Genomic DNA, 17,391 nt, shown 5'->3' with positions numbered 1-17,391 from the left:
ATGGGGCCTTATCCCGCGCTTGCGAAAGACAAGGTCCCGTCTTCTTGCTAGGTTCCGGGTGATGAGCCTTTCTCTCCATCCCGACACCCCGCAAGCCAGGACGCTGCCGAGCGCGGCCTCGGATGGCGTCGCTGCCGGCGCGGGTGCGGGGCGGGGGATCAGGACCCGGCTGTTCACCAAATATGTCGCGCTGTTCGTGGCTGTCGTCGCCATCGCGCTGCTGGCCAACGGCCTGTTCGAGGTCTTCTTCTATTATCGCGAGCACAAGGCTTCGCTGATCCGGGTCCAGCATGAGCAGGCCGAGGCGGCCGCAGCCAAGATCGGCCAATTCGTCAAGGAAATCGAGAACCAGCTCGGATGGACGACGCAACTGCCGTGGTCGGCGGGCTCGACCGAGCAGCGCCGGTTCGACGCGCTGCGGCTGCTGCGCCAGGTGCCCGGGATCACCGAGCTTGCCCAGGTGGATTCGACCGGCAAGGAACGGTTGCGGGTCTCGCGGCTGGCGATGGATGCGATCGAGAGCGGGATCGACCTGTCCAATGATCCGAAGTTCACCGAGGCGGTAGCGCACAAGGTCTATTACGGTCCGGTCTATTTCCGCCGGGAGTCTGAGCCCTACATGACGCTGGCGCTGGCCGGCGCGCGCAGGGATGCAGGTGTCAGCATCGCCGAGGTCAATCTCAAGCTGATCTGGGACGTGGTCTCGCAGATCAAGGTCGGCCAGCACGGGCATGCCTATGTCGTTGGCCCGGAAGGGCGCCTGATCGCGCACCCCGATATCAGTCTCGTGCTGCGCAACACCGACATGTCCGGCCTCGCACAGGTGCGCGCCGCGCAGGCGGCCGGCGGCACCATGCCGGACGCGCTCGAGGAAGCGCGCAACATCCAGGGCCAGAAGGTCCTGACCGCATCGGCACCAATCGAGCCGTTGCACTGGACCATGTTCGTCGAGCTGCCGGTCGAGGAGGCCTATGCGTCGCTCTACGCCTCACTGCAGCGGCTTGCGATCGTGCTGCTCGGGGCGTCGATCTTCGCGGTGCTTGCGGGGGTATTCCTTGCGCGCCGCATGGTCGGGCCGATCCAGGCGCTGCGCAGCGGTGCGGAAAGGATCGGCGGTGGCGACTTCTCCCAGCGCATCTCGATCCGGACGGGCGACGAGCTCGAAGGGCTCGCCGACCAGTTCAACGACATGGGCGCGCGCTTGCAGGAATCCTATGCCGACCTCGAAAACAAGGTCGAGCAGCGCACTGCGGAACTGCGGGAATCGCTGGAACAGCAGACCGCAACGTCCGAAGTATTGGAAGTGATCAGCTCCTCGCCGGGCGAGCTGGAGCCGGTGTTTCGCAAGATGCTGGAGAATGCCACGCGCGTGTGCGGCGCATCCTTTGGAACGATGAATTTTTGGGACGGCGAAGAGTTCAATCTGGCTGCGGACTACAACCTTCCATCCGAGTTCTCTGATTTCAGGCGACGCACACCGATGCGTCCTTATCCCGGCACCTCGCTTGAAACTGTCGTCAAGACACGCAAGTCTTCGCAGGTTCCCGATCTTAGGGAGAGCCCGGCTTACCTGGCTCGCGTTCCCAATGTCATTCCGATGGTGGAGGTTGCCGGAGCCCGCACGCTCATGGTCGTGCCCATGCTTAAGGAAGATCAATTGATCGGCGCGATTACGATCTTTCGAAAGGAGGTACGGCTCTTCACGGACAAGCAGATCGCGCTGGTTGAAAACTTCACCAGGCAAGCGGTCATCGCCATCGAGAACACGCGGCTGCTTCGAGAGTTGCGTGAGCGCACCGAGGCACTGTCCCAATCCCTGAGCGAGCTGCGCGCCGCCCAGGATCGCCTGATCCAGACCGAGAAGCTTGCCTCGCTCGGCCAGCTCACCGCCGGCATCGCCCACGAGATCAAGAACCCGCTCAACTTCGTCAACAATTTCTCCGCTCTCTCGACGGAGCTGATCGATGAGCTCAACGAGGCGCTGCAATCGGCTGCGCTCGACGGCAAGACCAGGGAGGAGGTCGACGAGCTGACCCGCATGCTCAGGAGCAATCTCGAGAAGGTGGTGCAGCACGGCAAGCGCGCCGATTCCATCGTCAGGAACATGCTGCTGCATTCGCGCGAGGGTTCCGGCGAGCATCGGGCCGTCGACATCAATGCGATCGTCGAGGAGAGCCTCAATCTCGCCTATCATGGCGCGCGCGCCGAACGGCCGTCCTTCAACGTTACGCTCCAGCGCACGTTCGATCCCGCTGCCGGTATGGTCGACATCTATCCGCAGGAGATCACGCGCGTCTTGCTCAACCTGATCTCGAACGGCTTCTATGCCACGGCCAAGCGCAAGGAGAGCGCAGGTGAGACCTTCGAGCCGAGTTTGAGCGCAGCAACAAAGGACCTTGGTGGCAGGGTCGAGATCCGGATTCGTGACAATGGCACGGGAATTCCGCCCGAGGTGAAGGAGAAGATGTTCAATCCCTTCTTCACCACCAAGCCGGCCGGCGAGGGCACTGGGCTCGGCCTCTCCATGAGCCATGACATCGTCGTGAAGCAGCACGGTGGCACCATCGACGTGAACACCACACAAGGTGTATTCACCGAGTTCATCATCACCCTGCCGCGCACGATGGCGGCGGACGGCACTTCCGGAGGCAAGTCGTGAACGTTTACATCCTGGTCGTCGACGACGAGCCCGACGTCGAGGCGCTGTTCCGGCAGCAATTCCGGCGCGAGCTGCGCGCCGGCCGCTTCCAGATGGAGTTCGCCTCCTCGGCGCCCGATGCGCTCAAGCGGGCCGCCGAGGTTCGCGATCCCTCGCTGATCCTGATCCTGTCCGACATCAACATGCCCGGCATGAGCGGGCTCGACATGCTGCCGAAGGTGCGTGCCGCGCATCCGGACGTCCCCGTCATCATGATCACGGCCTATGGCGACGCCGAGACGCGGCGAAAGGCGATCGAGCGCGGCGCCGTCGGGCTTCTCACCAAGCCGATCGACTTTGCCTTGCTGCGACAGGAGATCGACACGAGGCTCGAGCAAGCCGCATGAGCGCGACCATCCTCTTCGTCGACGACGAGCCGGATCTCGAAGCGCTGGTCCTGCAAAAGTTTCGCAGGCAGATCCGCGACGGACAGGTCGCCATCATATTCGCCCGCGACGGTATCGAGGCGCTGGCCTCGCTCGAGCAGAACCCGCAGGTCGACATGGTGATCTCCGATATCAACATGCCCAGGATGGATGGCCTCTCGCTGCTCGCGAAACTCCAGGAGGCCGAGGACAAGAAGTCGACCATCATTGTCTCGGCCTATGGCGACATGAGCAATATCCGCACCGCAATGAACCGCGGCGCGTTCGACTTCCTGACCAAGCCGATCGACTTCGCCGATCTGGAAGCCACCATCGAGAAGACCATCCGCCATATCGAGATGCTGCGCGAGGTGCGGCGGCGCCAGATGGAAGCCGAGCGCGCCCATGCCGCGCTATCGCGTCATTTCTCGCCCGAGCTTGCCAAGCGTCTGGCCGCCAGCGGCGACGGCGAGGGCATCGAAGTGCAGTGGCGCGATGTCGCCACCATCTTCACCGATATTACCGGCTTCACCTCATTGGTCGAGAGCGCGCCGCCCGAGACGTTGGGCAAGTTGCTTAACGAGTATGTCGGCGGCATGACCGAAATCGTCTTCGCCCATGAGGGCACGGTCGCAAAGATCATCGGCGATGCGATCCAGGTGCTCTTCAACGCGCCCGGCGATCAGCCGGATTATGCCACGCGTGCGGTCGCCTGCGCCCATGAGCTCGATGCCTGGGCGCAGGACTTTCGCGCGCGCCAGAGCGCCATGGGCGTGACCTTCGGTGCCACCCGCATCGGCATTCACGCCGGTCCCGCGCTGGTCGGCAATTTCGGCGGCAATCGCTTCTTCGATTACACCGCGTATGGGGACTCCATCAACATCGCGGCGCGGCTGGAGGCCGCCAACAAGCATCTGGGCACCCGCATTTGCGTCAGCGCCAGCGTCGCCGAGGCGGCTGAGAATTTTCAAGGCCGCCCCGTGGGGGAGCTGATGCTGCGCGGACGCAGCGAGCCGATGCGCGCGTTCGAGCCGCTGCCACCGGGCAAGTTCGAAGCGCCGGAAACGGCGCTGTATTCGGAGGCTTTCGCCAAGATGGAGGCCGGTAATGCGGCGGCCATGCCGGCCTTTGCAGCGCTGGTCGGCATGCACGCCGACGATTCCCTGGCCGGCTTTCACCTGAAGCGCCTGCTCAACGGCGCCAAGGGCATTCGCATGCAACTGGAATAGGAGTTCGCCATGGTTCGTGAGTTCTCTGCCGGCAACTACCGCTTCATTCCGTCCGTGTTCCAGTATTCGGCGGGGGCCGCCGCGGACGACGGCTATGAAATTGAACGCGTCCGCTTCGACCGTCTGGTCCCGCTCGCGGAAGGGTTTGCACTGGCGGCAAGATTCATTCAGGAGGCAGGACGGCCGCTGACGGCATTTTGCGCCTGCGAGCTGCGTTCACCGGCAGCCTTCAGCGAAGAGGGCTTTCGCGCGTTCAACCTGCACTACGTGAAGACGCTGTCCGAATGGAGCATCTTCGACGGCACCACCAATCCGGTGGCGCGCAGCAATGTCTGTCCCGAGATCGATCCGCCGTCCGAGCCGTCGTTCTATGCGTTCTCGTTCACGCGTCCGACCCGCTCGAAAGCGCCGTCTTTCGTGATATCAGGCGGCGCCGAGGCGCGTGAGGGCAGCGGCACCTATGTCGAGCGCACCGTGCGCTATCGCGACCTCAGCCCGGAGGGGCTGCGGGAGAAGGTGCGCTTCACGACGACGTCGCAGATGGAAAACCGGATGGCGGCCTTCGGCTTCGGCTGGAGCGACACCACCGCGGTGCAGGCCTACTCCGTGCACGACTTCCACCACGCACTCGCCGACGAACTGGTCCGCCGCGGCGCGCTGCGCTCCGGCCTGACCTGGCATTTCGCCCGCCCTCCGGTAGTCGATCTCGAATACGAGATGGATTGCCGCCGCGTGTTGCGGGAAGTGGTGATCTAGAGTTTCTGACGGCAACGCTCTCTCCGTTCCCTCCCCCCTTGTGGGGGAGGGGCAGGGAGGGGGGCCATACGGGGATTCCCTCCGTGGCGCAGCCGTTCTCCGCGCGCAATCAACCGGCACCTTTTCCTGGTTACCCCTCTCCCTAGCCCTCCCCCACAAGGGGGGAGGGAACGCACCTCCGCTGGAGGTGCTAGCTGAGTTTCCTCTGATCGGACCTCAGCGCTGCCGCGGATCGAGCGCGTCGCGCAGGCCGTCGCCGAGCAGATTCAGCGACAGCACCACCAGGAAGATCGCAAGCCCCGGCCAGATCGCCATCCACGGCGCCTGCGTCAGGAAGCGTTGCGCGGCGTTGAGCATGCTGCCCCAGGACGGCGCCGGCGGCTGCTGGCCGAGGCCGAGAAACGATAGCGCGGCTTCGGCGATGATGGCGGCGGCGATCGAGAGCGTCGCCTGCACCAGCAGCGCGGGCAGGATGTTCGGCAGGATATGCGACAGCGCGATCCGCCACGGCGGGTTGCCGAGCGCGCGCGCGGCCTCGACATAGTCCTCGGCCTTGACGACGAGCACCTGGCCGCGGGTCAGGCGGATGAAGATCGGGGTTGCGGAGATGCCGATCGCGATCATGGCATTGCCGAGGCTCGGCCCGAGGAACGCCGCCAGCGCGATCGCCAGGATCAGGAACGGGCAGGCCAGCATCGCATCCGTGATCCGGCTGATCAGCGCGTCGACGAAGCCGCCGCGATAGCCGGCGAGCAGGCCGAGCGGCACGCCGATGCCGAGCGCAATCGCAACCGAGATGAGGCCCGCAAGCAGCGAGGCGCGCGCGCCGTAGACGATCCGGCTGAAGATGTCGCGGCCGAGCTCGTCGGTGCCGAACCAATGCGCCGCGGTGGGCGGCTTGCGCACCAGGCTCCAGCTCGTCGCGATGGGATCATAGGGCACGATGAGCGGGGCCAGCACGGCGAGCACGATGAACATCGTGAGCACGGTGAGCCCGAATATCGCCGCCTTGCGCTTGAACAGCCGCCGGCGCGCGCGGTGGGCCGGGCTATCCAGCTCGTCGGCTTGCGTGAGAGGGCCCGGCAGCGCGGCGTCGGTCATGCTCTAGCCCCGCAGCCGCGGATTGACGAGGATATAGGCGATGTCGGCAACGAGATTCAGCGTGATGTAGATCGTGGCCGTCACCAGCACGACGCCTTGCACGACGGCGTAGTCGCGGTTGAAGACGGCGTCCACGATCAGCTTACCGAAGCCGGGGATGGAGAAGATCTGCTCGGTCAGGACTGCGCCTGACAATAGCGTGCCGAGCTCGAGTGCGCCGAGCGTGATGACGGGCGTCAGCGCATTGCGCATCGCGTGCTTCAGGATCACCGAGCGCTCCAACAGTCCCTTGGCCCGGGCAGTTCGGACGTAGTCGCTTTCCAGCACCTGCAGCATGGCGCTGCGGGTATGCCGCATCAGGACCGCGGCAATCGCGTTGCCGAGCACGAAAGCCGGCATGATGGTGGCCGCCAGGCTCGCGCGCCAGTTCTCGGTGAGCGGCACGTAGCCGGAAGCCGGCAGCCAGCCGAGCTCGATCGAGAACAGGAAGATCAGCATGATCCCGAGCCAGAAGTTCGGCGTGGAGATGCCCCATAGCGCAAACAGGTTCGCGCCGTAATCCCAGGCCGAGCCTTTCTTCACGGCTGCGACGATGCCGGCGGGGATGCCGATCAGGAACGCGATCACGATCGCCATCGCGCCAAGCTGCAGCGTCACCGGTAGCTTCTGAGCGATTAGCTCGCGCACCGGCATCTTGTTGCGCAGCGACTCGCCGAAATCGCCAGAGAGTACGCCCTTGATCCAGTAGGCGTACTGCACCGGGACCGGCTGATCGAGCCGGTACTGGTGGCGGATCTGTTCGATCACGGCCGGGTCGCGCTCTTCGCCCGCCATCACCAGCGCGGGATCGCCCGGCAGCAATTGCTGCAGCGAGAAGATCAGTACCGAGACGAAGAACAGCGTCGGCACGATCTGCGCGAGGCGGCGGGCGAGGAAGTTCAGCATTCTGGCGGCGTCACTTCAGCTTGAGCCCGATCACGCGCACGAGGCCGTCGGGCATCTGCTTGTAGCCTTCGAGCTTGGTCGTGTGCGCGATGATGATGCGGCGGTGGTAGAGGTACAGCAGCGGCTCCTCGTCCTGGACCAGCTTGGCCAGGGTCTCATAGCTGGCCTTGCGCTTGGCGGGATCGGTGACCGATCGGGCGTCCTCCAGTGCCTTGTCGGCCTGCGGGTTGTCCCACGCGCCGTAATTCTGCGGCGCACCGCTGTGCAGGAATACAAAGGTGTTGCCGTCGGGATCGACGCGCCCGCTCCAGGCCAGCATATAGGCCTGGTAATCGCCAGACTCCGCCTGCTTCAGCCCGGTCGCGAATTCGGTGAGGCGGATCTTCATGTCGAACCCGGCCTCGGCCGCCATCGACTGGATGACCTGCGCCGGCGTCTCGGTCTCCGCGCCCTTCGGCACCAGGAAATCGACGCTGACCGGCGGTGTCACGCCGGCCTCCTTCAGCAATGCCTTGGCCTTCTCGACGTTGCGGGGACGGACCGGAAGGGATTTCTGATAGTAGGGATGATCAGGATTGACCCATTGATTGCCGACCTGAAACTCGCCATTGAACACGACCTGATTAATCGCCTCGCGGTCGATCGCGAGGTCGAGCGCCTGCCGCACCTTGGCGGACTGGCTGAGCGGCCCCTTGGCCTTGTCCTTGCCGATGTTGAGCGTGACGCCCTGATAGCCAAGCTCGATCGCGGTCGCGACCTTCAGCCGTGAATCCGCGCGGACTTCCTTCAGGTCGGTGGCGAGCACGCGCTCGATCAAATCGAGGCCGCCGGATTTCAAGTTCGCAAGCCGCACCGTGGCATCGACGATCGGCTGGAACACGATCTTGTCGATGAAGACGTTGTCCTTGTTCCAATAGTCCGCGAATTTCTCGAACACGATGCGGTCCTGCTGCACGCGCTCGACGAATTTATAAGGGCCGGCGCAGACCGGACGCAGGCCGAACTTGTCGCCGGCTTCTTTCGCCGCCTTCGGCGACACCATCATCCCGGCGCGGTCGGTGAGCTGGGCCAGCAGCGGCGAGAACGGCGACTTCAGCACCAGCTTGACCGTGAGGGGATCGACGATTTCGATATGATCGACCGAGGCGAGCTCGGGCTTGCGGAACGAGCCGGGGAACGTCAGATGCCGCTCCAGCGAGAACTTTGCGGCTTCGGCGTCGAATGGCTCGCCGTCGTGGAATTTCACGCCCGGCCGGAGCTTGATGACCAGCGCCTTGCCGTCGTCGGCGGTCTCGCTCGACAGGGCGAGCTGCGGCACGATGTTGAGCTTCTCGTCGATGTCGAACAGCTTGTCGCAGAAGGCGGAGAACACGATGCGGCCGACATAGGTGCGCGCCATCGTGGGATCGAGGATATCAGGATCCTCGGCGAGGCCGATGCGCAGCGTGGTCTGGGCCTGCGCGGCTCCAAGCGACAGCAGGACAGCGGCGGCCGTTGCGGCCAGGCGAAACATCTTCATCGGACAATCCCCATTGCTTCGGCTACGTCGTTGTGGGCGCGGCGCCTTGTATACCAACCCCGGCAGGGCTCCCGCCTTCCGTCTTTCGGCTGAAGGCCGCGACCAATTTAGCAAGCGCCGGCGAAAACCCGCCGGCTGCCGGCAGGATGGCGTCGGCAGACGGCAGCTCCGCCGTGCGGTGACAGGCGGTGGCGTGGCCCGAGCCGTCAGCTAGAAGCGCCGGCGCCTCGTTGCGGCAGCGCTCGATCACGAACGGGCAGCGGGTGTGGAAGCGGCAGCCAGCGGGCGGATTGAGCGCGCTCGGGATCTCGCCCTCCAGCAGGACGGTCGCGCGCTTCGCCTTCGGCTGTGGCAGCGGGATCGCGGACAGCAGCGCTCGGCTATAGGGATGTCGGGGTGAGGCGAACAGCGCATCCGCCTCCGCCGTCTCGACGATCTGGCCGAGATTCATCACCGCGACGTGGTCGGCGATGTGCTTGACCACGGCGAGGTCGTGCGAGACGAAAATGTAGGCGAGGCCGAGCCGGTCCTGCAGCTCGCGCAGCAGATTGAGGATCTGCGAGCGGATCGAGACGTCGAGCGCCGAGACCGGCTCGTCGCAGATGATCAGCTTCGGCTCGACCGCGAGCGCGCGGGCGATGGCGATGCGCTGGCGCTGGCCGCCGGAGAATTCGTGCGGATAGCGCCGTGCCAGCCTCGGCTCCAGCCCGACCAGCCGCAAGATTTCCGCGACGCGCGCGCGCCGCTCTGCCGGCGGCACGAGATCGTGCAGCGCCAGCGGCTCGGTCAGGATCTGCCCGACGGTCATGCGCGGATTGAGCGAGGCGTAGGGGTCCTGAAAGATGATCTGCGCTTCGCGGCGGAAGGCGCGCAGCGCATTGGGATCAAGCGAGAGGAGATCGCGGCCGTCGAACCGGACCATACCCGCGTCCGGCTCGATCAGCCGCAGCACCAGGCGGCTTACGGTGGATTTGCCGCAACCGGATTCGCCGACGAGCGCCAGCGTCTTGCCGGCTTCGAGCGAGAAGGAGACGCCATCGACCGCCTTGACGTGCGCCAGCGCCCGGCCGAACAGCGAGCGCTCGGCGACGAAATGCTTGACCAGGCCCGTGACCTCGAGCAGCGCCATCACGACACCAGACGTTCGAGCGGCGCGCGGATGCAGCGCGAGAGGTGGCCGGGGCTGACTTCGATCAATGGCGGCGGTGCCTTGGTGCAGGCGTCCAGCACGAACGGGCAGCGCGCGGCGAAGCGGCAGCCTGCCGGCGGCTGCGCCATGTTCGGCACCATGCCCTCGATCGTCGCAAGCTGTTCGGCGCGATGGTCGAGCCGCGGGATCGAGCCGAGCAGGCCGACGGTGTAGGGATGCTGCGGCGCCGAGAACAAGTCGTCCACCGGCGCGCGCTCGACGATCTCGCCGGCATACATCACAGCGACCTCGTCGCAGACCTCGGCGACCACGCCGAGATCGTGCGTGATCAGGATGATCGCGGCGCCGCTTGCCGCTTTCAACTCCCGCATCAGCTCCAGGATTTGCGCCTGCAAGGTGACGTCGAGCGCGGTCGTCGGCTCGTCCGCGATCAGCAGGCGCGGATCGCAGGCCAGCGCCATCGCGATCATCACGCGCTGGCGCATGCCGCCGGAGAGCTTGTGCGGATATTCGTCGATCCGCCGCTCGGGCGAGGGGATGTGGACGCGGCGCAGCAGCTCGATCGCCCGCTCGCGCGCGCTTTTCCGCGAGCCGCCGCGGTGGCGCAAAATGGTCTCGATGATCTGGTCGCCGATGGTGAAGCTCGGATTGAGCGAGGTCATCGGCTCCTGGAAGATCATCGCGAGCCGGTTGCCGCGCAGATTGCGCAGGGTCTGGTCCGGCGTCCGCAGGAGGTCGAGGCCGTCGAAGCGGATCGCGCCCGATATCTCCGCACTTTGCTTCGGCAACAGGCCCATGATCGCCAGCGACGTCACGCTCTTGCCGCAACCGGATTCGCCGACGAGGCCGAGCGTCGCGCCGTTGGCGACACTGAGGTCGACACTGTCGACCGCGTGGGTGATGCGGCCGTCGTCGCCGTGGAAACGGATGCGGAGGTCCCTGATCTCGATGAGGGGGCTCGCGCTCATGATTGCCTTGCACGCGCTGCTTGGATGCTGGCGTCGATGACGCTGCGATCGGTATTGCCGGCCGGGTTCTGCCGCGTCGGCATGGATGTGCGAAAATGCACCCATAGCTCGTGGCTGACCTGCTCGAGCCGTTCGAGCTCACTGATCGGATCGGGATGGTCGTCGGCGCGAATGTCCAGTGCCGGCCATTCCTCCTCGCCATGGATCAAGAGCGCGGCGGACTGCTTGCCGCGCTTGTCGCCGCCGGCAGCTTCCCCTGCTCGCATCGCGGCGAGCAGGCGGCGCGGGAAGGACAGGCTGTCGTTGGCGATATAGGTCTTCGCGGTCTCGTCGAGCACGTCGGCGCCAGCCAGCATGTTGCCGGCGATGGAGAACCCGCTGCCTGCGATGTGCCCGCACCAGTCGACGCAGTCGCGCCCGGTATGGGCGGCGATCTCGCCGCTCGCATCCATGATGTGGATCTGACGGCTCTCGCGGCCATCGTCGGTCGCGAGCAGCGCGGCCAGCACGTCGTGCGCATTGAGGCCCTGCCGCAGCAGCTTGAGGCCGTCGATGCCGTAATAGGGGTTGACGAAGGCCTGCGTCGCGATCGCGCCGAGGCCAGCCGCGATATAGGGCACGCGCGCGCCGACGGCGAAGAACCGGGTGGCAACCGCGATGCCGAGCTGGCCGGTAGCAGGGTCTCGCGCGATGATCGACCAGGTCATGTGCTGCCTTCAGCGTCCCGCGGCGTAACCTTGCATGCCGCGCGGATTGGCGGCGGCGCGCCGCCGCACGCCGACGCGCGAGGCCGCGGTGAGGCGGCCTTCGGACCAGTCGGGACCAACTTCCACGATGTGTCCGCGCTCACGAAGGTTCTCGATCGTCGCCTTGGACACGCGGTTCTCGACCACGAGCACGCCGGGGCGGGCTGTACGCGGCCAGAACGAGATCGGGAAATGCTCGGAGTGCCAAGCCGGCGCGTCGATCGCCTCCTGGAGATTGAGATTGCAATGGACATGGCGCAGGAAGAACTGCGTGATCCACTGGTCCTGCTGGTCGCCGCCGGGCGAACCCCAGGCGAGGTACGGCTCGCCGTCGCGCAGTGCCATGGTCGGCGACAGCGTCGTGCGCGGCCGCTTGCCCGGCGCGAGCGAACCAGGTTGGTTCTCCTCCAAATCGAACATCTGCGCGCGGCTGCCGAGGCAGAAACCCAGCTCGGGAATGACAGGCGAGGATTGCAGCCAGCCCCCTGAAGGCGTCGAGGATACCATGTTGCCGGCTTTGTCGATGATGTCGAAATGCACGGTGTCGCCGCGCACATCGCCGAAGCGCCCCACGGTTGGTTCACCGGCGCCGAGCGCGCCAACGGCCTCGCGTTGGCCTTCGGCGCGGCGCAGTTTGACGACGCCGCCAAAGCCCTCGATTGCGCCGGGCCGGAGATCGAGCGAAGCCTTCTCGGTAACCAGCTTGCGGCGTTCGTCGTTATAGGCGTCCGATAGCAGCGTCGCGATCGGGATCTCGCTGAACTTGGGGTCGCCGTAGAATTTTTCGCGATCGGCAAAGGCAAGTTTTGCGCATTCGATCTGGAGATGGACGAACTCCGGCCCGGTGGGATCGAGCCCGTCGAGGGCAAAGCCCTTCAGAAGCGCGAGCTGTTGCAGCGTCACCGGACCCTGGCTCCAGACTCCGGCCTTGCAGACGGTATAGCGGCCATAGTCGTAGGTGAGCGGCGCTTCGATCGTCGGTTGCCAGCGCGCCATGTCGTCGGCAGAGAGCACGCCGCGATGCGGCGAACCGCTGACGTCCATCACCTCTTGCGTCCGGCAGAATTTGTCGATGGCTTCCGCGACGAAGCCTTGCGACCAGGCTTTGCGCGCGCGCTCGATTTCGGCATCACGGCCACCGCCGCCGCTCTCGGCTCCGCTGAGAATTCGTGCGTAGGTCGCGGCCAGCGTTTTGTTGGTAAAGAGCGTGCCGGGCTTCGGCACCTCGCCGTTCGGCAGGTAGACGGCGGCCGACGTTGGCCAATGCTTGCGGAATAATTGTTCGACGGTCTGGATCGTGGCGCAGGCGCGCTCGACCAGCGGATAGCCGTCGCGCGCATAGGAGATCGCGGGCTCCAGCACGTCGCGCACGCGCATCGTGCCATAGTCGCGCAACAGCATCATCCAGGTTTCGAAGGTGCCGGGGACGCAGGCCGCGAGCAGGCCGGTGCCGGGCACCATGTCGAGGCCTTCGCTCTTGTAATGCGCGATGGTGGCGCGCGCCGGTGCCGGACCCTGGCCGCAGATCACCTCGGTGCGGCCGCGCTTCACGTCGTGGACGATGACAGGCACGTCGCCGCCGGGGCCGTTGAGATGCGGCTCGACCACCTGCAGCGTGAAGGCGGTGGCAACGCCGGCGTCGAAGGCATTGCCGCCCTTTTCCAGGATGGCCATGCCGACGGCGGTCGCGATCCAGTGGGTTGTGGCGACGACCCCGAACGTGCCCTCGATCTCGGGGCGGGTCGTGAAGGGATCGGGATTGACATTGCTGGCCATGGATTACCTCATTTGCGGCGCGCGCAATTGATCACAGGCGATGCCGCGCCGCCAATGCGCTGCCAGCATGGCACGCGCGCGTCACGCCGGGACCGGCGCGGTGTTGACGGCGTGGCAGGCGACGCCGTCAATCAGTTCCGGCGTCTCCTTGCGGCAGAGATCGAACGCCAGCGGGCAGCGCGGATTGAAGGCGCAGCCGGGCGGCGGATTGATCGGGTTCGGGATCTCGCCCTTCACCGGAATGCGTTGGCGGCCGCTCATGGCGAGGTCGGGCACGGCACCCAGCAGCATCTTGGTGTAGGGCATACGCGGACGGGCGAACAGCTCGCGTCCTTCCGCGATCTCGACGATGCGGCCGAGATACATCACGCCGACGCGGCTCGCCATGTGGCGGACCACGGCAAGGTTGTGGCTGATGAACATGTAGGTCAGACCGAACTTGTCCTGCAGGTCGCGCATCAGGTTCAGGATCTGCGCCTGTACGGAGACGTCGAGCGCCGAAGTCGGCTCGTCGCAGACGATGAACTCGGCATCCGATGCGAGCGCCCGGGCGATCGCGATGCGCTGGCGCTGGCCGCCGGAGAATTCGTGCGGAAACTTCAACCGATCGTCGGGATGCAGGCCGACCAGGCTGAGCAGCTCGCCGACGCGCGCCTGGATGTCGCGCTCACCCTGGATCAGGTCGAAGGCGCGGATCGGCTCAGAGATGATGGCATCGACGCGGAAGCGCGGGTTCAGGCTCGCATAGGGATCCTGGAAGATCATCTGGATGCGGCGGCGCAGCTTTCGGCGCGCCGGCGCCTGCCGCGGATCGGTCATCGAGACGCCGTCGATCAAGACATCGCCGGAGCTCGGCGGCAGCAGGCCGACGACCATCCGCGCCACCGTGGTCTTGCCCGAGCCGGACTCGCCGACCAACGCAAAGGTCTCGCCCTTCCTGATATCGAAGGTGACGTGATCGACGGCCTTGAGATATTCGAGATGCCCGCCTTCGAGCACGCGGTTGAGCCAGGGTTTCGAGACGTCGAACACCCGGCGCAGATTTGTGGCCTGGACGAAGGAAGCGCTCATGCCGCGCTCTCCGCCGGCACGCTGTCATAGAGATGGCAGGCGACCGATTGCGCACCGCGCGGCAGCGGCTCGGGTCGATCGACACGACAGCGATCGAACACGAACGCGCAGCGCGGGTTGAACGAGCAGCCGCGCGGGATCGCCGACAGCCGCGGCATCGAGCCAGGAATCTGCATGAGACGCTTGTCGTCGCCGGCCAGCGTCGGGATCGCGCCCATCAAGCCCTTGGCATAGGGATGCAGGGGATTCTTCACGACGTCCTGCACCGGACCGATCTCGGCAACACGGCCGGCATACATCACGGCGACGCGGTCGGAGGTCTCCGCGATCACGCCCATGTCGTGCGTCACCAGCATCACGGCGGTGCCGTGGTCGCGGCCGAGCCGCTTGATCAGCGAGATGATCTGCGCCTGCACGGAAACGTCGAGCGCGGTGGTCGGCTCGTCCGCGATGATGAGTTCGGGCTCGGCGCAGATTGCGAGCGCAATCACGACGCGCTGGCGCATGCCGCCGGAGAATTCGTGCGGGTAGCCGTCGATGCGCTTTTCCGGCGCGGGAATGCCGACCTCGGCAAGCAGGTCGATGGCGCGGCGGCGGGCGGCCGTCTCGGAGAGATTCAGGTGGGTTCGGATCGTCTCGATGATCTGGTCACCGACCCGGTAGAGCGGATTGAGCGAGGTGAGGGGATCCTGGAAGATCATGCCGATCCGTTTGCCGCGGATGCGGCGCATCTCCTCCGGCGGCAGATTGTCGATGCGCAGGCCGGCCAGGCGAATCTCGCCGCCCGCGATCCGGCCAGGCGGGTCGATCAGGCCGATCACGGCAAGGCCGGTGACGGATTTGCCGGCGCCGGATTCGCCGACCACGCCCAGCACTTCGCCCTTGGCGATGTCGAAGGAGACGCCGTCGATGGCGCGCAGCGTGCCGCGGCGGGAGGCGAACTCCACCTGAAGGTTGCGGACGGAGAGGATGGGCTCGGTCATGAGTGAGGCGCTCTTGTCGAGGTTTTGCTCATCGGAGCTTCGGGTTGAGCGCATCGCGCAGCCAGTCGCCGAGCAGGTTGATCGACAGGATCAGCCCGGCCAGCGCGAGGCCGGGGAATGCGACGATCCACCATTCGCCCGCGAACAGATAATTGTTGCCGATGCGGATCAGCGTGCCCAGCGAGGGCATGGTGTCGGGCAGGCCGACGCCGAGGAAAGACAGCGTCGCCTCGGTGATGATGGCCAGCGCGAGGTTGATGGTGGCGATCACAAGGATCGGGCCCATCGTGTTCGGCAGCACGTGCCGCAGCATGATCTTTGGCGCGGGCAGGCCGATCAGCTGCGCGGCGGCCACGTAATCCTTGTTCTTCTCGACCATCACGGAGCCGCGCACCGTCCTTGCATACCCGACCCAGAAACTCAGGCCGATCGAGATCACCAGCACCACCAGCATGCTAGTGGCATCCAGGCGGTTGCCGAGGATGGATTTCGCGATGCCATTGACCAGCAGCGCGATCAGAATGGCGGGAAAGGTCAATTGCACGTCGGCGATCCGCATGATCACGCCATCGACCGCGCCGCCGAAATAGCCGGCGATCAGGCCGAGCGCGATGCCGAGCGCGCCGGCGAAGATCACACCGGCCACGCCGACGGCGAGCGAGATGCGCATCCCGTAGAGGATGGCGGAGAATACGTCGCGACCCTGCTCGTCGGTGCCGAGCAGGAACGGGCTTTGGCCGTCGGCGGTCCAGAGCGGCGAGATGCGCGAGTTCATCAATTGGAGCTGCGCCGGATCGAACGGGTTCTGCACCGCGAGCGCGGATGCAAAGATCGCGAGCAGGAAAAGCAGCACGGTAATGGCCGCTGCCACCATGGTCAGCTTGGAACGGCGGAACGAGTAGAAGATGTCGCTGTCGAGGGCGCGGCTGAGCCAGCTGCGACCGGCATGCGCGGGCGGCGCGCTCTGCTTGTCGGAATTGGAGGCGACGGCGTCGGACATGCAGGGGCCTTATGTAGCGCGGCCGACGGTCGCGCGCAGGCGCGGATCGACCACAGTGTAGAGAATGTCGACCACCAGATTGATGGTGACGAAGATCAGCGAGACCATCAGCAGGTAGGCGGCCATGATCGGGATATCGACGTTTTGCACGGCCTGCACGAACAGGAGTCCCATGCCCGGCCATTGGAACACGGTTTCGGTGATGATCGAAAATGCAATAACCGAGCCAAACTGAAGGCCGGCGACGGTGATGACGGGGATGAGCGTGTTCTTCAGCGCGTGGCCGAAATGGATGGCGCGGGTAGTCAGCCCGCGGGCGCGGGCGAAACGGATATAGTCGGTTCGCAGCACTTCCAGCATCTCCGCGCGCACCAGCCGCATGATCAGGGTCATCTGGAACAGGCCGAGCGTGATCGAGGGCATGATCAATGCCTTCAATCCCGACAGCGTGAGCAGACCCGTGCTCCACCAGCCGAGCTTGACCACCTCGCCGCGGCCGAACGAGGGCAACCAGCCCAATGTCACCGCGAACAGATAGATCAGGAGAATTCCGATCAGGAAAGTCGGCAATGAGATGCCGATCAGCGAAACCGCCTGGAATAATTTGGCGAGCACGGTGTCGCGCCTCAGCGCCGAATAGACGCCCATCAGAATGCCGAACACCATTGCAAACACGGTGGCGCAGATCGCAAGTTCCAGCGTGGCGGGCATACGCTCCATCAACAGCGTCGAGACCGGCTGGCGGAACTGGTAGGAGACGCCGAACTTGAATTGCGCGGCGTCGGCGAAATAACGCACGAACTGCACCGGCACGGGATCGTCCAGGCCGAGCGACTTGCGCACGGCTTCGCGTTCGGCCGCCGACGTGTCGATCGAGACGATCTGGTTGACGGGGTCGCCTGCGAAACGGAACATCGAGAAGGCGATGATGCCGACGGCGAACATGACGCCGATGGCCTGAACGGCGCGGCGAAGAGTGAAAGCGAGCATGCCTTCCACTATCCTTGGGTGTGCGTGCGGTCGACGTCTTTGTCAGCCGGAAAAGGAAAGGTCCCGGATGCCTGACGCCGCCGGGACCTCGTGT

Annotated in this window: 15 protein-coding genes; 4 read left to right on the top strand and 11 right to left on the bottom strand. The window is 65.3% G+C overall.

Annotated elements, in window-relative coordinates; translation table 11 throughout:
• The first annotated feature begins 61 nt into the window (after nucleotides 1–61).
• Genes GGD66_RS18070 through GGD66_RS18055 form a run of 4 tightly spaced genes read left to right on the top strand, consistent with a single transcriptional unit; the run spans nucleotide 62 to nucleotide 5,048 of the window.
• Complete coding sequence (locus GGD66_RS18070) at nucleotides 62–2,659, top strand: ATP-binding protein (protein WP_092259600.1); 2,598 nt, start codon at nucleotides 62–64, stop codon at nucleotides 2,657–2,659.
• On the top strand, nucleotides 2,656–3,045 hold the full coding sequence (locus GGD66_RS18065; protein ID WP_018315558.1) for a response regulator: 390 nt from the start codon (nucleotides 2,656–2,658) through the stop codon (nucleotides 3,043–3,045). The genes GGD66_RS18070 and GGD66_RS18065 overlap by 4 nt, the downstream gene beginning before the upstream one ends.
• Nucleotides 3,042–4,292, top strand: a complete 1,251-nt coding sequence (locus GGD66_RS18060) for an adenylate/guanylate cyclase domain-containing protein (RefSeq protein WP_183258538.1) — start codon at nucleotides 3,042–3,044, stop codon at nucleotides 4,290–4,292. Before GGD66_RS18065 ends, GGD66_RS18060 begins: the two co-directional genes overlap by 4 nt.
• A gap of 9 nt (nucleotides 4,293–4,301) precedes the next feature.
• A complete protein-coding gene (locus GGD66_RS18055) occupies nucleotides 4,302–5,048 on the top strand; it encodes a hypothetical protein (protein ID WP_183258537.1) in 747 nt (248 codons plus the stop codon).
• Between the two features lie 216 nt (nucleotides 5,049–5,264).
• On the opposite strand, the gene GGD66_RS18050 is transcribed toward GGD66_RS18055, so the two are convergent.
• The 11 genes from GGD66_RS18050 to GGD66_RS18000 all read right to left on the bottom strand — a co-directional run bounded on the left by GGD66_RS18050 (nucleotide 5,265) and on the right by GGD66_RS18000 (nucleotide 17,297).
• Nucleotides 5,265–6,149, bottom strand: a complete 885-nt coding sequence (locus GGD66_RS18050) for an ABC transporter permease (protein WP_092259595.1) — start codon at nucleotides 6,147–6,149, stop codon at nucleotides 5,265–5,267.
• A gap of 3 nt (nucleotides 6,150–6,152) precedes the next feature.
• Nucleotides 6,153–7,094, bottom strand: coding sequence for an ABC transporter permease (locus GGD66_RS18045; RefSeq protein WP_092259593.1), 942 nt, complete (start codon nucleotides 7,092–7,094; stop codon nucleotides 6,153–6,155).
• 10 nt (nucleotides 7,095–7,104) lie between these two features.
• Entirely contained in the window at nucleotides 7,105–8,613 is a 1,509-nt protein-coding gene (locus tag GGD66_RS18040; protein WP_183258536.1) for an ABC transporter substrate-binding protein, read from the bottom strand.
• 22 nt (nucleotides 8,614–8,635) lie between these two features.
• On the bottom strand, nucleotides 8,636–9,742 hold the full coding sequence (locus GGD66_RS18035) for an ABC transporter ATP-binding protein (RefSeq protein WP_092259589.1): 1,107 nt from the start codon (nucleotides 9,740–9,742) through the stop codon (nucleotides 8,636–8,638).
• Nucleotides 9,742–10,731, bottom strand: a complete 990-nt coding sequence (locus tag GGD66_RS18030; RefSeq protein WP_018315565.1) for an ABC transporter ATP-binding protein — start codon at nucleotides 10,729–10,731, stop codon at nucleotides 9,742–9,744. The genes GGD66_RS18035 and GGD66_RS18030 overlap by 1 nt, the downstream gene beginning before the upstream one ends.
• Nucleotides 10,728–11,438 carry a DUF1028 domain-containing protein gene (locus GGD66_RS18025; RefSeq protein ID WP_092259587.1) on the bottom strand — a complete coding sequence of 237 codons (711 nt, stop codon included), beginning with the start codon at nucleotides 11,436–11,438 and terminating at the stop codon, nucleotides 10,728–10,730. The genes GGD66_RS18030 and GGD66_RS18025 overlap by 4 nt, the downstream gene beginning before the upstream one ends.
• Nucleotides 11,439–11,447: 9 nt before the next feature.
• Nucleotides 11,448–13,253, bottom strand: a complete 1,806-nt coding sequence (locus tag GGD66_RS18020) for a gamma-glutamyltransferase family protein (protein WP_183258535.1) — start codon at nucleotides 13,251–13,253, stop codon at nucleotides 11,448–11,450.
• A gap of 81 nt (nucleotides 13,254–13,334) precedes the next feature.
• Nucleotides 13,335–14,324, bottom strand: coding sequence for an ABC transporter ATP-binding protein (locus GGD66_RS18015; RefSeq protein WP_091953652.1), 990 nt, complete (start codon nucleotides 14,322–14,324; stop codon nucleotides 13,335–13,337).
• A complete protein-coding gene (locus tag GGD66_RS18010; RefSeq protein WP_183258534.1) occupies nucleotides 14,321–15,307 on the bottom strand; it encodes an ABC transporter ATP-binding protein in 987 nt (328 codons plus the stop codon). Before GGD66_RS18010 ends, GGD66_RS18015 begins: the two co-directional genes overlap by 4 nt.
• 28 nt (nucleotides 15,308–15,335) lie before the next feature.
• The gene (locus tag GGD66_RS18005) at nucleotides 15,336–16,307 is read right to left on the bottom strand and encodes an ABC transporter permease (protein ID WP_028143436.1); all 972 of its coding nucleotides are present in this window, start codon (nucleotides 16,305–16,307) and stop codon (nucleotides 15,336–15,338) included.
• Nucleotides 16,308–16,316: 9 nt separating this feature from the next.
• Nucleotides 16,317–17,297: an ABC transporter permease gene (locus tag GGD66_RS18000; RefSeq protein ID WP_026201522.1), complete on the bottom strand. Its 981-nt coding sequence runs from the start codon at nucleotides 17,295–17,297 to the stop codon at nucleotides 16,317–16,319.
• Between the last annotated feature and the right edge of the window lie 94 nt (nucleotides 17,298–17,391).

The sequence above is a fragment of the Bradyrhizobium sp. CIR48 genome, from assembly GCF_014198315.1.
In the GTDB taxonomy this organism is placed as follows: Bacteria; Pseudomonadota; Alphaproteobacteria; order Rhizobiales; family Xanthobacteraceae; genus Bradyrhizobium.
The sequence above is the reverse complement of the archived record's forward strand: the minus strand, read 5'-3'. Positions and strand labels throughout refer to the sequence as shown.

Excerpts from the sequence above, each read along its gene's own strand:
- GGD66_RS18055 (WP_183258537.1), top strand. The coding sequence starts at position 4,302 with ATGGTTCGTGAGTTCTCTGCCGGCAACTACCGCTTCATTCCGTCCGTG.
- GGD66_RS18010 (WP_183258534.1), bottom strand. The coding sequence starts at position 15,307 with ATGACCGAGCCCATCCTCTCCGTCCGCAACCTTCAGGTGGAGTTCGCC.
- GGD66_RS18015 (WP_091953652.1), bottom strand. The coding sequence starts at position 14,324 with ATGAGCGCTTCCTTCGTCCAGGCCACAAATCTGCGCCGGGTGTTCGAC.
- GGD66_RS18025 (WP_092259587.1), bottom strand. The coding sequence starts at position 11,438 with ATGACCTGGTCGATCATCGCGCGAGACCCTGCTACCGGCCAGCTCGGC.
- GGD66_RS18050 (WP_092259595.1), bottom strand. The coding sequence starts at position 6,149 with ATGACCGACGCCGCGCTGCCGGGCCCTCTCACGCAAGCCGACGAGCTG.
- GGD66_RS18020 (WP_183258535.1), bottom strand. The coding sequence starts at position 13,253 with ATGGCCAGCAATGTCAATCCCGATCCCTTCACGACCCGCCCCGAGATC.
- GGD66_RS18045 (WP_092259593.1), bottom strand. The coding sequence starts at position 7,094 with ATGCTGAACTTCCTCGCCCGCCGCCTCGCGCAGATCGTGCCGACGCTG.
- GGD66_RS18035 (WP_092259589.1), bottom strand. The coding sequence starts at position 9,742 with ATGGCGCTGCTCGAGGTCACGGGCCTGGTCAAGCATTTCGTCGCCGAG.
- GGD66_RS18060 (WP_183258538.1), top strand. The coding sequence starts at position 3,042 with ATGAGCGCGACCATCCTCTTCGTCGACGACGAGCCGGATCTCGAAGCG.
- GGD66_RS18070 (WP_092259600.1), top strand. The coding sequence starts at position 62 with ATGAGCCTTTCTCTCCATCCCGACACCCCGCAAGCCAGGACGCTGCCG.
- GGD66_RS18005 (WP_028143436.1), bottom strand. The coding sequence starts at position 16,307 with ATGTCCGACGCCGTCGCCTCCAATTCCGACAAGCAGAGCGCGCCGCCC.
- GGD66_RS18000 (WP_026201522.1), bottom strand. The coding sequence starts at position 17,297 with ATGCTCGCTTTCACTCTTCGCCGCGCCGTTCAGGCCATCGGCGTCATG.
- GGD66_RS18040 (WP_183258536.1), bottom strand. The coding sequence starts at position 8,613 with ATGAAGATGTTTCGCCTGGCCGCAACGGCCGCCGCTGTCCTGCTGTCG.
- GGD66_RS18030 (WP_018315565.1), bottom strand. The coding sequence starts at position 10,731 with ATGAGCGCGAGCCCCCTCATCGAGATCAGGGACCTCCGCATCCGTTTC.